The following is a 15,165-nucleotide window of genomic DNA, read 5'->3' on the forward strand; positions in this document are numbered from 1 at the left end:
GTCTCAGGACATAACTCCAATCGCTATTGTCAACCTTACTGAAGGGACCTAGAGATCAGAAAGCTATTTGAAACAGTAGCAGTTGGCAGCGTGTTATGAGAAAGCTCACATGAAAAGTCCGGCGGGGGTATCTTTGCTGCTTCCAGGTTTCCTGCCAGATTTAGCAACGTATTAAATTTCTTTTGCACGGAAGCAATCGTGCCATCATACAGCCCACACATGAACGAGGTAGTGACGTGAAAATACTGGTAACAGGCGGAATGGGGTTTATCGGCTCGGCAGTGGTGCGCCTGGCAATCCGTAGCGGTCATTCTGTGATCAACGTTGATTCACTCACCTATGCGGCATGCACCGAAAATGTTGCCAGCATCGCCCAAAGCCCGAACCACATTTTTGAAAAAGCCGACATATGCGACGGCGTTAGAATGCTGGAGTTACTTGAACAGCATAAGCCTGACGCGATCATGCATCTTGCCGCTGAAAGCCACGTAGACCGTTCAATTGACGGTCCGGGCGCATTTGTCGAAACCAATATTGTCGGAACCTACCGGCTACTTGAAGCAGCCCGCCACTGGTGGGTATCGCAGGGTCGGCCAGAAGGATTTCGTTTTCATCATATCTCAACCGACGAGGTATTTGGTTCACTTGGGACAACCGGATTCTTTGTTGAAGACAGCCCCTACCAGCCGAACTCTCCATATTCGGCTTCCAAAGCCGGGTCAGATCACCTGGTACGTGCATGGCATGAAACCTACGGGCTGCCGATTGTGATGACCAACTGTTCTAACAATTACGGGCCATTTCAGTTTCCCGAAAAACTGATCCCGGTGGTGATCCTCAAGGCTTTGGCCGGCGAGGCTATTCCGATCTATGGAAAAGGCGATAATATTCGCGACTGGCTACATGTCGAAGATCATGCCGAAGCCCTTCTTTTGGTCTTGGAAAAAGGCGAACTTGGCCGCAGTTACAATATCGGCGGCGAAAACGAGATGACCAATCTGGAGCTGGTTGAAAAGCTGTGTGGGGTCCTGGATCGCTTGAGACCTGCAGCTGCTCCCTATTCCGAACTGATCACGTTTGTGAAAGATCGCCCAGGCCACGACAAGCGCTATGCAATTGATGCGACACGCATTAGTGAAGAGTTGAGCTGGCGCCCATCTCACACGCCAGAGACAGGATTGGAACAGACTGTTCAATGGTACCTTGAAAATGCGGACTGGTTGGAAAACCTCAAATCCCGTACGGGTGTGGGTCAGCGTTTGGGTTCTTCCGGCTAACATCATTTTTGCAGAATATGTGAAATTCGCCAAATTTCCGGCGGATCGATCACAGCAATTACAAAGGAAAGAAAATGAAACGTAAGGGCATTATTCTGGCTGGGGGCTCGGGTACGCGCTTGTACCCAATCACAATGGCTGTTTCGAAACAGCTATTGCCGATCTACGATAAACCGATGATCTATTACCCCCTTAGCGTTCTTATGCTGGCGGGTATTCGGGAAATCGCGATTATCACTACGCCGCAAGACCAAGCCCAGTTTCAAAGACTTTTGGGAGATGGAAGCCAATACGGGCTAGACCTGACCTGGATCGTTCAGGACTCGCCGGACGGGCTTGCCCAAGCTTATCTGCTTGCCGAGGATTTTCTGGACGGTGCGCCATCTGCAATGATCCTGGGCGACAACATTTTCTTTGGTCACGCATTGCCCGAGCTCCTGGACGCCGCGAACAATAATACTGAAGGTGGAACGGTTTTCGCCTATCGGGTTGCTGACCCCGAACGTTATGGCGTCGTGGATTTTGATGGCGACAAGGTACGTCACATAGTTGAGAAGCCCAAAAACCCTCCATCAAGATATGCCGTAACAGGTCTGTATTTCTTGGATGGAGACGCTCCCAAACGGGCCCGTGGTATCCAGCCGTCTGAGCGCGGGGAACTGGAGATCACTACGCTTTTGGAAACATACTTGGCGGATGACCTATTGAATGTTCAATCACTGGGGCGTGGTTTTGCTTGGTTTGACACCGGAACGCACGCGTCCCTTCTGGATGCCGGCAACTTTGTGCGTACACTCACGGAACGGCAAGGGATGCAGGCCGGAAGCCCCGACGAAATAGCATGGGTGCAAGGTTGGATCGATAGTTCTGTTCTGGCTGAAAGAGCCGAAATCTTCAAGAAAACGCAGTACGCCGACTATCTGAGACTACTGTTGGAAGACAAAATGATGCAGCCAAAAAACGACTGAATCAGAGCGGGTTCCCAAAAACGCAGCGTGGTTGACAACCACGCTGGCGATTGCCGTTTCTATATCAGGCTCCACTAGTTGTCTGCGCTGACCATCTTGCGTGACTTACTGAATCGGCTACGAGCGAAATCTATTATTTTTCGGCGCAATCGCTCGCTGGATGTTTCCTGCCATGGCGTCTGGTTGCGAATATCCCAATAGAGCTCTCGCAAGGGATGGTTGCAGTTTGAATTCCACGGTTTTCTGTTGTCGGTAAAGTGCAGGATGCCGGGCGAAATTCTGGCAATTTTTGCTTCTTCCGGCGTATAGGCTGGCTCTAATTTGTTGAGGGTGTACAAGCGCGTATTCGCATTCCACCGCAGATCCAGTTTTGCCGCTTGTCCCTCGAACATCAGGTTCAGAATGTCCTGATCCTGTAGTTCGATCTCGACATCCGTACGCGAGACCGTCTCTTCAACCTTGGCGGCGAATTTCTTGGGATCGATCGCATTCAGATTGAAAATCAGTACCCCTGCATTGAAATAGAAAGCCGTTTTGGAAAAGTTAAGGCGCTCGGCTTGTGTAACGCCGCCCTCATCCGGGGCTGCAGCAATCGGCGAAGTGCCAATATCGGTCGCCCATAATATACTCAATCGATCGGTTATGATCGTATCACAATCCAAGTAGATTACCCGGTCGGCAACCTTGTGCAGAATTTCCGGAATGAGCAGGCGAATGTAGGTTGCCCTTGATATATGCTCACGGTTGTCAGGGAGGCTGTCAAATCGGTCACCATCAACCCGATGCCACAGGATGTTGGCACGCTGCGACAACCCTTCGAGCGAACTCCGGGATCGGTCATCTATGTCATCGACGTGAAGAATATGCACATTCAGTTTGCACTCGTTCCCAACTGAACGGATGGCCGACAACAAAGTGACCGCAGCATGAGGAACAAATTTCCGGTCGAAAGTCAGACAGATATCAATTTCGGCTACTTCTTCGTTGGCTTCTATATTGGAAAGCTGTTGATTAATGTTCTCGACGATCGGGCTTTTTTTGTTTGATGATTGCACAGTCATGCTCGCTTCTTCACACTAATCTGGCTGTACCGACGTCTAATACACCGTTGATACGAAATTTCACCTAGTTTTAGTTACTGCACCCGTCAGCTTTCGAAGCCTTGCGCCTAAGTTGGCTTAAAACCCAGCCACAGCATCACGCGAACGTCCAATAAAGCTGAAACAGGCGCATCGTTAGATAGTACAGCCACGCGCGAATTCCCGGTATGACATCACAGTTTAAAGAAGAACCAAATGGCGACCCCGGCAGGATTCGAACCTGCAACCTGCCCCTTAGGAGGGGGCTGCTCTATCCAGTTGAGCCACGGGGCCGTCCTTTGAAAAACAACAGGTCAGATTGTCTTACAGCAGACGATTTGAGAACACATAAACGGTTCATTTAGCCTTGCTTATTCGATCAGTGAACGCATTCCAAGGGGCCTGAGCCCTCGCTTTTTGAAAGATAGGGCGCGCGGTTGATCTAAGCGTTGCCTACATCGACGGTTTAAATCAGGATACCCTACGCAGCTTCAGAACGTCAGCTATCCCAAACAGATACGACATTTTTACTTCTCGCCGTTCCAGCCCTGCGCCAAACAGCCCAGTCAAAACCGATGGGACTGACATTAGCTTCATTATTGCTTTTACAGAAGAAAGGCGTCGTCTTCTAACAAGGTTGAAATCACCTGATCATCGTCTTCAATGCCTTCGAATTCCTTCAAAAGAGACCCAGCTTGCCGCTCGGACCCTTCGCTACCAGACAGTTCAGATCGGCTTGAGAACAACAAAGAAAAGTCATCTTCAATTTCATCCGCCGGCAAGAGGTCAGAAGCGAATTTGAGAAGATCAGCAGGTTCCTCCAGAAGCGCGTTGTCCGAGGCTTCCCTGGCGCTCACTGCAAGCCCTGCCGTTGGCAAGAACGGGCTCAGCCTTGGCTCTTCATACCCAAGGTTACCATCGCCGTTCAGATCGTATTGATAGAAGCTTTCAACGTCGATTACCTCCGCGATAGCCACGCTGCTAACAAATTCTCCGGTAACGGAAACCGTCCATTCGCTAAACGCGCCATCCTCATTCTTCCACAGCACTTTAAAGCCATCCTCAAATGCCTCGGCATGAAGCGCTTGCCAACCGGGGAAGCTGTTGGGGCCGATTTTGGCTTCGTTCAGTGTCAGCTCGATCGAGGCATTGATCACATAAACACCGCGCGTTGATGAGGCGAGCGTGGTGGATCCGTTCGTTTCTATAGTAGTCGTGAAATGCCCGGTCCGGCCGTCATCATTCAGATCGACGTTGTAGAACTCTTCGACGTCGATGACATTTTCGACCCCGTTGCTGCCTTTAAACTTGCCGTCGGCGCCAACGGTCCATTCGCTGTACGCACCGTCCGCGTTCTTCCACAGCACCTTGTAGTTGCCGCCAGAGGCTTCGGCGTGAATCGCATCCCAACCGCCAATAGTACCGGGGCCGACAAGCCCGCCGTTGAGGGTCAGACCAATATTGTCGTTCAGAAGGTAAACGCCATGGGTCGACGAGTAGAAAGACGTGTCTCCGTCGTTTTCGATAAGGGTTGAGAAGTGTCCGGTGCGGCCGTCGTTATTTAAGTCAACGTTGTAGAACGCTTCGACGTCGATGACATTTCCGACCCCGTTGCTGCTTTGAAACTTGCCGTCGGCGTCAACGGTCCATTCGCTGTACGCACCGTCCGCGTTCTTCCACAGCACCTTGAAACCACCTTCAATGGCTTCGGCCTGAATCGCATCCCATCCGGCCAGAGTGCCAGGGCCGACCAGCAGCAGCCCATCGTTCAGGGTCAGACCGATATTGTCGTTCAGCAGATAAACGCCATGAGTTGACGAGTAGAAAGACGTGTCCCCGTCATTTTCGATAAGGGTTGAGAAGTGTCCAGTCCGACCGTCGTTATTCAGATCGACATTGTAGAACGCCTCGACGTCGATGACATTTCCGACCCCGTTGCTGCCTTGAAACTGACCTGCGCTGTTAACGGTCCATTCGCTGTACGCACCGTCCCCATTCTTCCACAGCACCTTGAAACCACCTTCGATGGCTTCGGCCTGAATCGCTTGCCAACCGGCAATGCTGTTAGCACCGATAAGGCCGCCGTTCAGGGTCAAGCCAATATTGTCGTTCAGAAGATAAACTTCATGAGTGGACGAAAAGAGCGAAGTGCCCCCCGTGTTTTCAACAAGGGTCGAGAAGTGACCTGTCCGTCCGTCGTTATTTAGATCGACATTGTAGTATGTTTCGAAGTCGACAATGTTTTGGATGCCGGCGCTGGCGACAAACTGACCCGCGCTGTTGATGTACCACTCGCTGAATGCTCCGCTTGCGTGTTTCCAAAGCAGTTTATAGCCACTTAAATACACTTCGGTCTGAACGGCTTGCCAACCTGCAATCGAGTTTTGTCCGACCGCCTGACTATTCAAAGTCACACCGACATTCGAGTTGCCCGCATCCACTACATAGACACCCTGATTTGCGTGCTTCAGTGTCAATCCAGTGGTGTCGATATCCGAAAGCTGTGTCGCGTTTATGATGCTTGACCGGTCATACTGAATCAAACCGTTCTGGAATTGGATCAGTTCCACGTCACTTGAAATCGAAAACGTGATACGCGTTACGACATTCAGAAACTGGTAAGTCGAACCGTTACTAATGAACAGATAACCGCTCAGCGCACTGACAAACCTAGCGATATCTGTGCCGGTTCCGCCGGAGAAAGATCCGGCATTGCTTGAAATAACGGCAACATCATTGCCTTGTTCGCCAAATACCTGATCTGCACCGGTGCTGACCGCGACGTAAATCAAGTCGTTACCATACCCGCCGAAGATTGAGTTATCGCTTCCATCCGAAAGTGACTGGAACGTGTCGTGGCCGCTGTTGCCGCGCAAAATGTTCTGGGCATTGTTGCCAAAGATCAGATCGTCACCTGCACCGCCATAGGCGTTTTCGATCACAACCCCCTGTGCGATGGTAAAGCCGCCTTTTACTCCTTCGGCAAACGAAATTACACCGCCACCGGTGTCAGTGTAATCCAGTGTCGCCGGGCGCAAGTCGATTCTTGCGTTCGCACTACCCTGATACCAGATCGAGTCATAACCGCCGGTGTCCCAGATAGCCTGATATCCGACACCTGCGACGTTCGCGGACGGGATGACATATGTATTATTCCCCGAGTTGGTCGAGGTGTTCGCACCGTACATGGCCTGAAGCGCCGCGATGTCCAGAGCACCTAACCCGGTCGACCCACCATAAGTCGCATTTGCCGGGAGAGTTCCGTTCTTTGAGGTCCAGCCGTCATTGTATGACATGACTGTGTAGGCACCCTGATTAAGGCCGCCGACACCAAATGAGTTAAAAGGCGCGGTAACCCCGGCCATGACCGTCGTGCCCAGACCATCATCCTGTGGATGACCTAACCCAAGCGCGTGGCCCAATTCGTGCAGCAATGTCGTAAAGAAGAATCCACCCGGGTCGCCGTTGCTGTTAAAACCGGCTGTCCAGAAATTCGTGTTGAAGGCGCCAACAGAGACCCCATCGGATGGGGTGGAATGAAACCCAAGAACATTCGGTGAATCAAAAAATGTCGCCGGCGCGATAGCTTCCACCAGATCAGCCGACCCAAAAAATGGAGTTTCGACAAATCTGATGTTCGCCACAGCTTCTATCGCAGCGAGCGCCGCACGAAACTCGGCTTTGTACTCTGAAGTCCACGTCCGTGTATCTAGGAAATTCCCGAAATGGTATGTAATCGTGGTAACGGTCGCAGGGTTGCCATCGCCATATGCGCGCGTACCTTGAATTGCACTGAGGGGGGAGGATGCAGGCGGTCTTGCGACAAATGTAGTAGCAGTCATTAGGGATTCTCAACTTAAACGATATTGATTGCTCGGGTTTTCTCTAAAAATGATGACCCAATTAAGGCGACGAAACCTCACTTTCGTGAAATTGAAAGAAAAAAACAACAGACTTAGCTGTTAACGTGAGGTTAAAAGCATCTACCCAATTTTTACCGCTGATCAACCTCTCTTTTTTGAAGATTTTCGGTTAAAAACCCCACACTAAATCCTCAATATGCATGATGCTAAAGTAGAAATGGAAATTGGTTGTGCGGTCGAATTTCCATTACGTTTTTGTGCTGTGTTGTCGATGTCTGGCAGAGTGTTATCACGCGTCGCCTGATCTATACGGCCAGTTCATAGCACTTTTGCACGCTTGCCTGTCATTAAGGCAGGATTCGTGAGCACTTAAGAGGGGGCTGCTCTATCCGGTTAAGCCACGGACCCGCGCACGGCTCTTTCTAACCGGGTTTTTCGGGGTCGCCATGACCTTTGCGCGACGGTTGTAAAACTTGCGCTGTTCACGCTACCATCGGGCAAAACAACATCGCAGGTGCCTCAGTGACAACAGAAACCAAACGCCCGCTTACCCTTCGTGATGTATCGGAAGCATCCGGAGTGTCGGAAATGACGGTCAGTCGGGTTCTACGGAACAGGGGCGATGTTTCGGACGCCACACGCACCCGCGTCTTGGCCGCCGCGAAAGAGCTGGGGTATGTGCCAAACAAAATCGCAGGCGCATTGGCCTCCAGCCGGGTGAATTTGGTGGCGGTGATTATCCCCTCGCTGTCGAACATGGTCTTCCCCGAGGTTCTGACAGGTATCAATCAAGTGCTGGAAGACACCGAGTTGCAACCGGTTGTGGGCGTCACCGACTATATGCCGGAAAAAGAAGAAAAAGTGCTGTACGAGATGCTCTCGTGGCGGCCGTCCGGAGTGATCATTGCTGGCCTCGAACACACCGAGGCCGCGCGCGCCATGTTGGATTCCGCGGGTATTCCAGTGGTCGAGATCATGGACACCGACGGCAAACCGGTCGACGCGATGGTTGGGATTTCCCATCGCCGTGCCGGGCGCGAAATGGCGCAGGCGATCCTGAAGGCGGGCTATGAGCATATAGGGTTCATGGGCACCAAAATGCCGCTGGATCACCGGGCGCGCAAACGGTTCGAAGGCTTCACCGAAGTTCTGGGCAAACACGGGGTCGAGATCGAGGATCGCGAATTCTACTCTGGTGGATCGGCTCTGGCCAAAGGGCGTGAGATGACCCAGACCATGCTGGAACGGTCCCCCGATCTGGATTTCCTCTACTACTCCAACGACATGATCGGTGCCGGTGGACTGCTGTATCTGCTGGATCAGGGTATTGATGTGCCGGGACAGATCGGCCTGGCCGGGTTCAATAACGTCGAGCTTTTGCAGGGTCTGCCGCGCAAGCTGGCCACAATGGACGCCTGCAGGTTGGAGATCGGACGCACAGCCGCAGAGATCATCGCGGCGCAATTGGCTGATCCCAATGCCGAGGTCGACACGCGTGTGACCCTGACCCCCAAGATCAGCTTTGGCGACACCCTAAAGCGGCGCTGAACGCGTGGTGCTGCAACGGCTGGACAACCGAACAGCTCGCGCGCTGTTCATGGATCGTCATGCATTGGCCGAGCCGCCATCGGGCGGCGCAAAAGGCGCGGAATTGCTGGACCTGATCCATCGTCTTGGCTTTGTGCAATTGGACAGCATCAACACGGTTGCGCGCGCCCATGACATGATCCTGTTTTCGCGGCGCCCATCCTATCGCGCAGGCAATCTCAAACGCTTGTACGAAAGCGACAGGGCACTGTTTGAACACTGGACCCATGACGCCGCTGTCATTCCGATGGCGTTTTATCCGCACTGGCATTTGCGGTTTCAGCGCGATGCAGATCTGCTGAAGTCCCGATGGAAAAACTGGCGCCGCGACGGGTTCGAGCAGCGATTTGAAACCGTTCTGCAACATATCCGGGATCACGGGCCAGTATCCTCGTCCGATGTTGGCAAGGACGAGAAAAAGGGGTCCGGCGGCTGGTGGGACTGGCATCCGTCAAAAACGGCGCTGGAGTTTCTTTGGCGCTCGGGCGCACTGACGGTCATAGGGCGGCAAGGATTTCAAAAGCGCTATGATCTGACTGAGCGGGTGATCGAAACGCATCTTTGCCTGGGCAATATGCCCTGTGATGCCGAGGAGACGGTGGATTGGCTGTGCAACGCGGCGCTTGATCGGTTGGGGTTTGCAACCTCGGGCGAATTGGCTGCGTTTTGGGACACTGTCACGACAAGCGAGGCAAAATTCTGGTGTGAACAGGGTCTAATTCAGGGAAAATTGGAAGAAATCGAGGTGACCTGCGCGGACGGCAAGCTGCGCAAAGTGATCGCCCGACCAAACATTTCCGAGGATGCAGAGGCTGCACCCCGTCCCCCAGGCCGCATTCGGGTCCTTAGCCCATTTGATCCCATGCTGCGCGACCGTAACCGTGCCGAACGGTTGTTCGGCTTTCACTATCGCATCGAGGTTTTTGTACCTGCCCCAAAGCGCACTTACGGTTACTATGTGTTCCCGTTGCTTGAGGGCGACCGATTGATCGGGCGGATTGACATGAAAGCCAACCGGGATTGCGGGGCGCTGCAAATCAGCGCCTTATGGCCGGAACGATCCGTGCGCTGGTCCGATGCCAGAACCAAAAGGTTGCAGTCAGAGCTCGACCGAGTCCGACGATTTGCCGGGCTGGACAACGTGGAATTCGCCCGTGATTGGTTAAATGACCCTAAATAGGGTCTTTTTTCAGATCAGACTCAGGCTGATAGACTGTAACCCGTCTATCCCGCCTTCCAGGAAATCGCCCGCCAACACCGGGCCAACTCCAGCCGGTGTACCAGTCAGGATCGGATCACCGGGCCGCAGGTGATAGTATCCGGACAAATGGCAGATGACCTCATCTATCTTCCAGATCAGCTCTTCCAGCGTCGCGTCCTGCCGCGTTTCCCCGTTCACGTTAAGATAGATGCGTTTCTTGTCGTCCGGGGACCAATCTGCCGCGCGGGTCAAAGCGGCCAACACAGTGCCGTTTTCCAGATCCTTGCCCAAATGCCACGGGCGCTGTTTATTCCGTTCGCGGACTTGCAGGTCACGGCGCGTCATGTCCAACGAACAACCATAGCCATAAACCGCATCCAGCGCATCGGCACGCGTCGCACGGAAAACGGGTTTGCCGATCGCGACCGCCAGTTCCATCTCGTGGTGAAAATTCTCAGTTCCAGGCGGATAAGGCACGGTTGCACCCGACAGAACCGCGTTCAGAGCAGATTTTGTAAAGTAGAAAGACGCCTCACGATCGACCTCATTTCCCATTTCGGCCGCATGGGCCGCATAATTTCGGCCGACACAGAAAATGCGCCCCACGGGATAGGTCGACAATTCACCCTCAACCGGGATCGAAATCGGGTCGGGTAAGGAAAACAAGCTGTCCGGTATCAAAGCCCCCTAACTGCAACTTGCAGCTTGTTTCTTAGTTGGCGGGACCAGTTGAACAAGCCATGCAGGTTCGCGCCAGGCATCACCATCACGCGAACTAGCCCCGTGGCTGGCTGTTCACAATTCAAAGTTTTGCCTTGGAAAGCCTTGGGTGCGCGCTACCTTTGGTTGTATCATGGATCACGCCACCATCGTTTTGACACTCATTCCCTGGCGATATCCGAAATCCACTCGTCGCTGATCAGGTGATTTGCCTGTTGGCGAGTGCAACTGAATCAGAGAGCGACGGCCAAAGACCTGTACCCCCACACGGTCTTTGCGTCCGGATGTCCGCTTATTTTCAGGTGGCTGTTTCTCTGAGGTGTGAGCCGGATAAATCCATCCGGCCGCGGGCCAGACACGCAGTCCAGTCAAAGTCTGGCCACCCCGCCGGAGGATACCCATACTTCTCTGGCGGGGACAAAAGCCGTTGCATGCGCGACGTGCGATCAGGTCTTCAAATCATGCAGATCATTCAGTAAGTCCAGCAGCGCTTCGTGCCGATCCGGGCCTAGCTGAGTCTTGATCTCTTCAGCCAGACGTAGTGTCACCTGCATGTTGTCTTGGATGATCTTTTGGCCTTTCGCCGTGATATCGATGATCTGACGACGCTTATCCTCGGGATGGACCCGGCGCCGGATCAAATCCTTGGCTTCCAGTTTTTGCAGAATGCGCGTCAGACTGGGCAGCAAAAGGCACGATCGATCCGCTATATGCGATGGCTCTTGAGGGCCTTCTTCTTTCAGAACACGCAGAACGCGCCATTGCTGTTCCGTAACACCCGCATCAGCCAGCATATTTCGAATGGGCCCCATGACCCTTTCGCGCGCCCGCAGCAGTGCAATCGGCAATGAGCGGGACGTATTAGGCAGGTCTCTGGTCATATTGGAATTTTTGCCCAAATTGGATCAAACTGCAACCGTCCAAGAATTTTAGTTATGATATCAGTAACTTGAACGTGCAATATACTACCCTTTTAGGCACACCGCAGTTTCGAGCCGCATCTCAAAATTAGTAAACAAAGCAATTAATATTGACGTTTTCTTCAGAATGACGATCACTGGACGCGCAAAGAAACTAAGTCCCGGTCCGATCCCGGGGTTGGCAGAAATCTGAGGGTTAAGATGAAGTGGGATGAGTTTTCGGATTGGGGCAAACGAATTGCCGAGTGGACGCAGGATTACCACCTGACTGTAGGTGACAAGCCCGTCCGCGCCCGGACTGAGCCGGGGGATATCCTCAATGCCTTGCCCGCGCGGCCACCCGAGCACGCGCATCCACTGGAGGACGTGTTTCAGGATTTCGAACAGATCGTGATGCCGGGAATCACCCATTGGCAACATCCAAGGTTCTTTGCCTATTTCAATTCGAACGCCTCTGCCCCATCGGTCCTGGCCGAGTTTCTGGCCAGCGCCATCGCACCGCAATGTATGTTGTGGCAAACGTCTCCGGCTGCGACCGAGATGGAAACACGGATGATGGACTGGTTGCGCCACGCGCTGGACCTGCCCGAGGGTTTCGCTGGCGTTATTCAGGACTCCGCCTCGTCAGCGACATTGGCTGCTGTGCTAACGATGCGCGAAAAGGCGTTGAAGTGGCAGGGAAATCAACAGGGTCTTTTTGGGCAAGAACCTCTGCGCGTCTATTGCTCGGCCGAAGTGCACACGTCAGTCGATCGTGCCATTTGGGTTGCGGGGATTGGGCAAGACAATCTGGTTCGGATTCCGATCAAGGGAGATTGGCGCGGGATGGATCCCGCAGCACTGGAGGCAGCGATCCAGGCCGATTTAGACTCTGGTTTGCATCCGGCGGGCGTCATCCTTTGCGTTGGCGGTACAGGAACGGGGGCCACCGATCCCGTAGATGAATGTTTGAAGATCGCCCAGGAATACGGGCTTTACTCCCACGTAGATGCGGCCTGGGCCGGATCGGCCATGATCTGCCCGGAATACCGCCACTACTGGCCCGGCGTGGATCAGGCCGACAGTATCGTTTTCAACCCGCATAAATGGCTGGGTGTGCAGTTCGATTGCTGTGCGCATTTCCTGAAAGACCCCGATGATCTGGTGCAGACGCTGGCGATCAGCCCTGAATACCTCAAGACCCATGGCAAGGACGGTATCATCAACTATTCGGAATGGTCTGTGCCACTTGGCCGTCGGTTCCGGGCGCTCAAACTGTGGTTCGTGATCCGGGCATATGGGCTGGAAGGGTTGCGCCAACGCCTGCGCAATCACGTGAACTGGTCCGTAGCGCTGCATGATCGGCTCGCGAGCGAGGCGGATTTCCAAATCGTCACTCAGCCGATGTGGTCATTGTGGACGTTCCGCTATGCACCGACGGGCCAAACAGACCTGGACGATTTGAACCTGCGCTTGGTGAACGCCATCAATGACGACGGCCGCATCTATTTGACGCAAACCCGCGTGGATGGTGATCTGGTGATCCGTTTTCAGGCCGGTCAGTTCGAAACCACCGAAGACGATGTTCGAATGGCCTATGACGTCATAACCGAAATCGCCCGCACACTGACATAAACAGGAGGTCCGGCCATGCCAGTCCCAAAAAACAGCTTCAAACAGGCTCTAATACAGGGTGATCGGCAGATAGGCTGCTGGATGAGTTTTGCGGAATCCATCACTGCCGAAATTATGGGCACCGCCGGATTCGACTGGCTGGTCATTGATGGTGAACACGCGCCGAACGATATCCGATCAATCCGTGATCAGCTTATGGCGTTGGCTGCCAGCTCCTCGCATCCGGTGGTGCGGGTTCCGGTTGGCGACACCGCTTTGATCAAGATGGTGCTGGATGCCGGGGCGCAAACCGTTCTGGTACCGATGGTCGAAACCGCCGATCAGGCGCAACAATTGGTTCGGGACTGCCGCTATCCCCCGACGGGTGTGCGTGGCGTTGGGGCCGGTGCGGCCCGGGCGACAATGTACGGCTCGATCCCCGAGTACATTCAATCTGCAGACGATCAAATTTGCCTTTTGGTTCAGGTGGAAAACCGCGCCGGTATGGCTGCGCTGGATGATATCCTGATGGTTGAAGGCATCGACGGAGTGTTTATTGGCCCTGCGGACCTGTCCACGGACATGGGATATCAGGGAAACAGCGCAGCGCCGGAAGTGCGCGCTGTCATTGCGGATGGCATCACAAGGATCAGGGCCGCGGGCAAAGCGCCCGGCATTCTGGGCACCAATGACGAGGCCAGCCAAGCCTATTATGAAATGGGCGCACAGTTTCTTGCGGTCGGCATTGACGTGATGTTGCTGGCGCAGGCATCCCGGGCGCTGGCGGCGAAATGGAAGGCGAAATAGCGCGTCAGGCGTACATGGTGGCCGCGGCCTGCGCATAACCACCCGATGCCCCATCCACAAAGTGAACATGATCGTCGCGCGTCGCCGAGGGGACGATACAGGTCATCATTGCCTCGTCTTGCGCATGCAGCCCATAGCGGATCTTGCCCTGTCCGCGTGCCTGTTCAAGCATCATCCGGATTTGCGTCAACGTGGCAGCGTCACAATCCAGCGTCATTTTCAGCCCATCATCGAATTTACGGTAGTCGGCGTTGCGGCTGACCATGCGCTTGTAATGGCCGGGTTCGAAATTGCCCAACCGTTTGCCCGATGTGAACAACAGGGCGATCAAAAAGTTCTGGCCCAGCAATTTGATCCGCTGCAGCAACAAATTGTTCCCAGCTCGTGATACGCGGGCATCCAGGCCAACATCCGGCGGTGGCCAGCTGATCGGCGGGCCATCTTCTGGTACTGGATGACCCGAACGCTCCAACCCCTCCGAAGCTGACAGAACCGAGCGGGCCAAATCCGCAAAGTCACTCTCGGTCGCATTTGCTGTGGGCTGAACGACGACCGAGACGATTTGACCATTGCGTGCCTTGCTGTTGGACCACCGGCAGGACAAACCGGTTAGGTCGGGCTGTGCACCAGGTTTGGCAGGCGGCACCATAAAGGTACCAGCCTTCATCTGCGCCTCAGCCCAGGCCAACCCGCCACCCGAGAACATGGCGTAATCCACCCCATCAGACGGCGCATAACGCGCGACCCGCAGGTCCTTTCCGGCCTTACGAATTTCGGCAACCGGAACCAACGCCGCGCGTAGCGAGATCGAGAATTCTTCTTCCGCCCAGCGCCTGAGGTCCGCCAATACCGCTTTGGCGGTGTCGATCTCACTTGCGGGCACGGCGAATCCGGCTCCGTCGCCGCCAAAAACATAAGGGAACTCCTTGCCGTGGAGCGCGTTGATCATGCCCGAGATCACCGCCGCGCCGACCATGTTGACCGTCTTGTATCGTCCTTTTGCAATCTCACCGGTGGAGTCTACGATATCAGCCACACCCAACGCCCAATCGCCCGGAACAGCCGAGAAACGCGCCGGATCCACCAAACGGGTAAAGTCCCGCAACAGGGGAAGACTGTCATAGAACGCGGCCTGGGCGTCTTTCATTGG

General features: G+C 54.0%; 11 protein-coding genes and 1 tRNA gene. 6 read left to right on the top strand and 6 right to left on the bottom strand.

Going from position 1 to position 15,165, the window contains the following annotated elements; genetic code table 11:
- Window positions 1-236: 236 nt before the first annotated feature.
- Window positions 237-1,277, top strand: coding sequence for a dTDP-glucose 4,6-dehydratase (gene rfbB, locus AC2FIO_RS10575; RefSeq protein ID WP_496697477.1), 1,041 nt, complete (start codon window positions 237-239; stop codon window positions 1,275-1,277).
- 74 nt (window positions 1,278-1,351) lie between these two features.
- Window positions 1,352-2,245 carry a glucose-1-phosphate thymidylyltransferase RfbA gene (gene rfbA, locus AC2FIO_RS10580; RefSeq protein ID WP_496697478.1) on the top strand — a complete coding sequence of 298 codons (894 nt, stop codon included), beginning with the start codon at window positions 1,352-1,354 and terminating at the stop codon, window positions 2,243-2,245.
- A 74-nt stretch (window positions 2,246-2,319) separates the two neighbouring features.
- Here rfbA and AC2FIO_RS10585 read toward each other — a convergent pair whose 3' ends face one another.
- The 3 genes from AC2FIO_RS10585 to AC2FIO_RS10595 form a co-directional block, all read right to left on the bottom strand.
- The gene (locus AC2FIO_RS10585) at window positions 2,320-3,306 is read right to left on the bottom strand and encodes a glycosyltransferase family 8 protein (protein ID WP_496697480.1); all 987 of its coding nucleotides are present in this window, start codon (window positions 3,304-3,306) and stop codon (window positions 2,320-2,322) included.
- Between the two features lie 235 nt (window positions 3,307-3,541).
- Window positions 3,542-3,618: transfer RNA gene (locus AC2FIO_RS10590), tRNA-Arg, on the bottom strand.
- Window positions 3,619-3,929: 311 nt separating this feature from the next.
- Window positions 3,930-7,166, bottom strand: coding sequence for a M10 family metallopeptidase C-terminal domain-containing protein (locus tag AC2FIO_RS10595; protein ID WP_496697482.1), 3,237 nt, complete (start codon window positions 7,164-7,166; stop codon window positions 3,930-3,932).
- Between the two features lie 543 nt (window positions 7,167-7,709).
- On the opposite strand from AC2FIO_RS10595, the gene AC2FIO_RS10600 reads away from it, so the two are divergent.
- Both AC2FIO_RS10600 and AC2FIO_RS10605 read left to right on the top strand, forming a co-directional pair.
- Complete coding sequence (locus AC2FIO_RS10600; protein WP_108860587.1) at window positions 7,710-8,735, top strand: LacI family DNA-binding transcriptional regulator; 1,026 nt, start codon at window positions 7,710-7,712, stop codon at window positions 8,733-8,735.
- Window positions 8,736-8,739: 4 nt separating this feature from the next.
- A complete protein-coding gene (locus tag AC2FIO_RS10605) occupies window positions 8,740-9,954 on the top strand; it encodes a winged helix-turn-helix domain-containing protein (protein WP_496697484.1) in 1,215 nt (404 codons plus the stop codon).
- 9 nt (window positions 9,955-9,963) lie between these two features.
- On the opposite strand, the gene AC2FIO_RS10610 is transcribed toward AC2FIO_RS10605, so the two are convergent.
- Together AC2FIO_RS10610 and hpaR are read right to left on the bottom strand one after the other, a co-directional pair.
- A complete protein-coding gene (locus tag AC2FIO_RS10610) occupies window positions 9,964-10,653 on the bottom strand; it encodes a fumarylacetoacetate hydrolase family protein (protein ID WP_496697647.1) in 690 nt (229 codons plus the stop codon).
- A gap of 488 nt (window positions 10,654-11,141) precedes the next feature.
- Window positions 11,142-11,576 carry a homoprotocatechuate degradation operon regulator HpaR gene (hpaR, locus tag AC2FIO_RS10615; RefSeq protein ID WP_496697486.1) on the bottom strand — a complete coding sequence of 145 codons (435 nt, stop codon included), beginning with the start codon at window positions 11,574-11,576 and terminating at the stop codon, window positions 11,142-11,144.
- Between the two features lie 240 nt (window positions 11,577-11,816).
- On the opposite strand from hpaR, the gene AC2FIO_RS10620 reads away from it, so the two are divergent.
- Complete coding sequence (locus tag AC2FIO_RS10620; protein WP_496697488.1) at window positions 11,817-13,229, top strand: pyridoxal phosphate-dependent decarboxylase family protein; 1,413 nt, start codon at window positions 11,817-11,819, stop codon at window positions 13,227-13,229.
- Between the two features lie 15 nt (window positions 13,230-13,244).
- Window positions 13,245-14,015, top strand: a complete 771-nt coding sequence (locus tag AC2FIO_RS10625; RefSeq protein WP_282170637.1) for an HpcH/HpaI aldolase family protein — start codon at window positions 13,245-13,247, stop codon at window positions 14,013-14,015.
- Window positions 14,016-14,019: 4 nt separating this feature from the next.
- Here the strand turns inward: AC2FIO_RS10625 and AC2FIO_RS10630 are convergent, their stop codons facing one another.
- Window positions 14,020-15,162 carry a DUF3095 domain-containing protein gene (locus AC2FIO_RS10630; RefSeq protein ID WP_282119737.1) on the bottom strand — a complete coding sequence of 381 codons (1,143 nt, stop codon included), beginning with the start codon at window positions 15,160-15,162 and terminating at the stop codon, window positions 14,020-14,022.
- Window positions 15,163-15,165 lie beyond the last annotated feature (3 nt).

It is taken from the genome of Ruegeria sp. CDSB086, assembly GCF_059611065.1.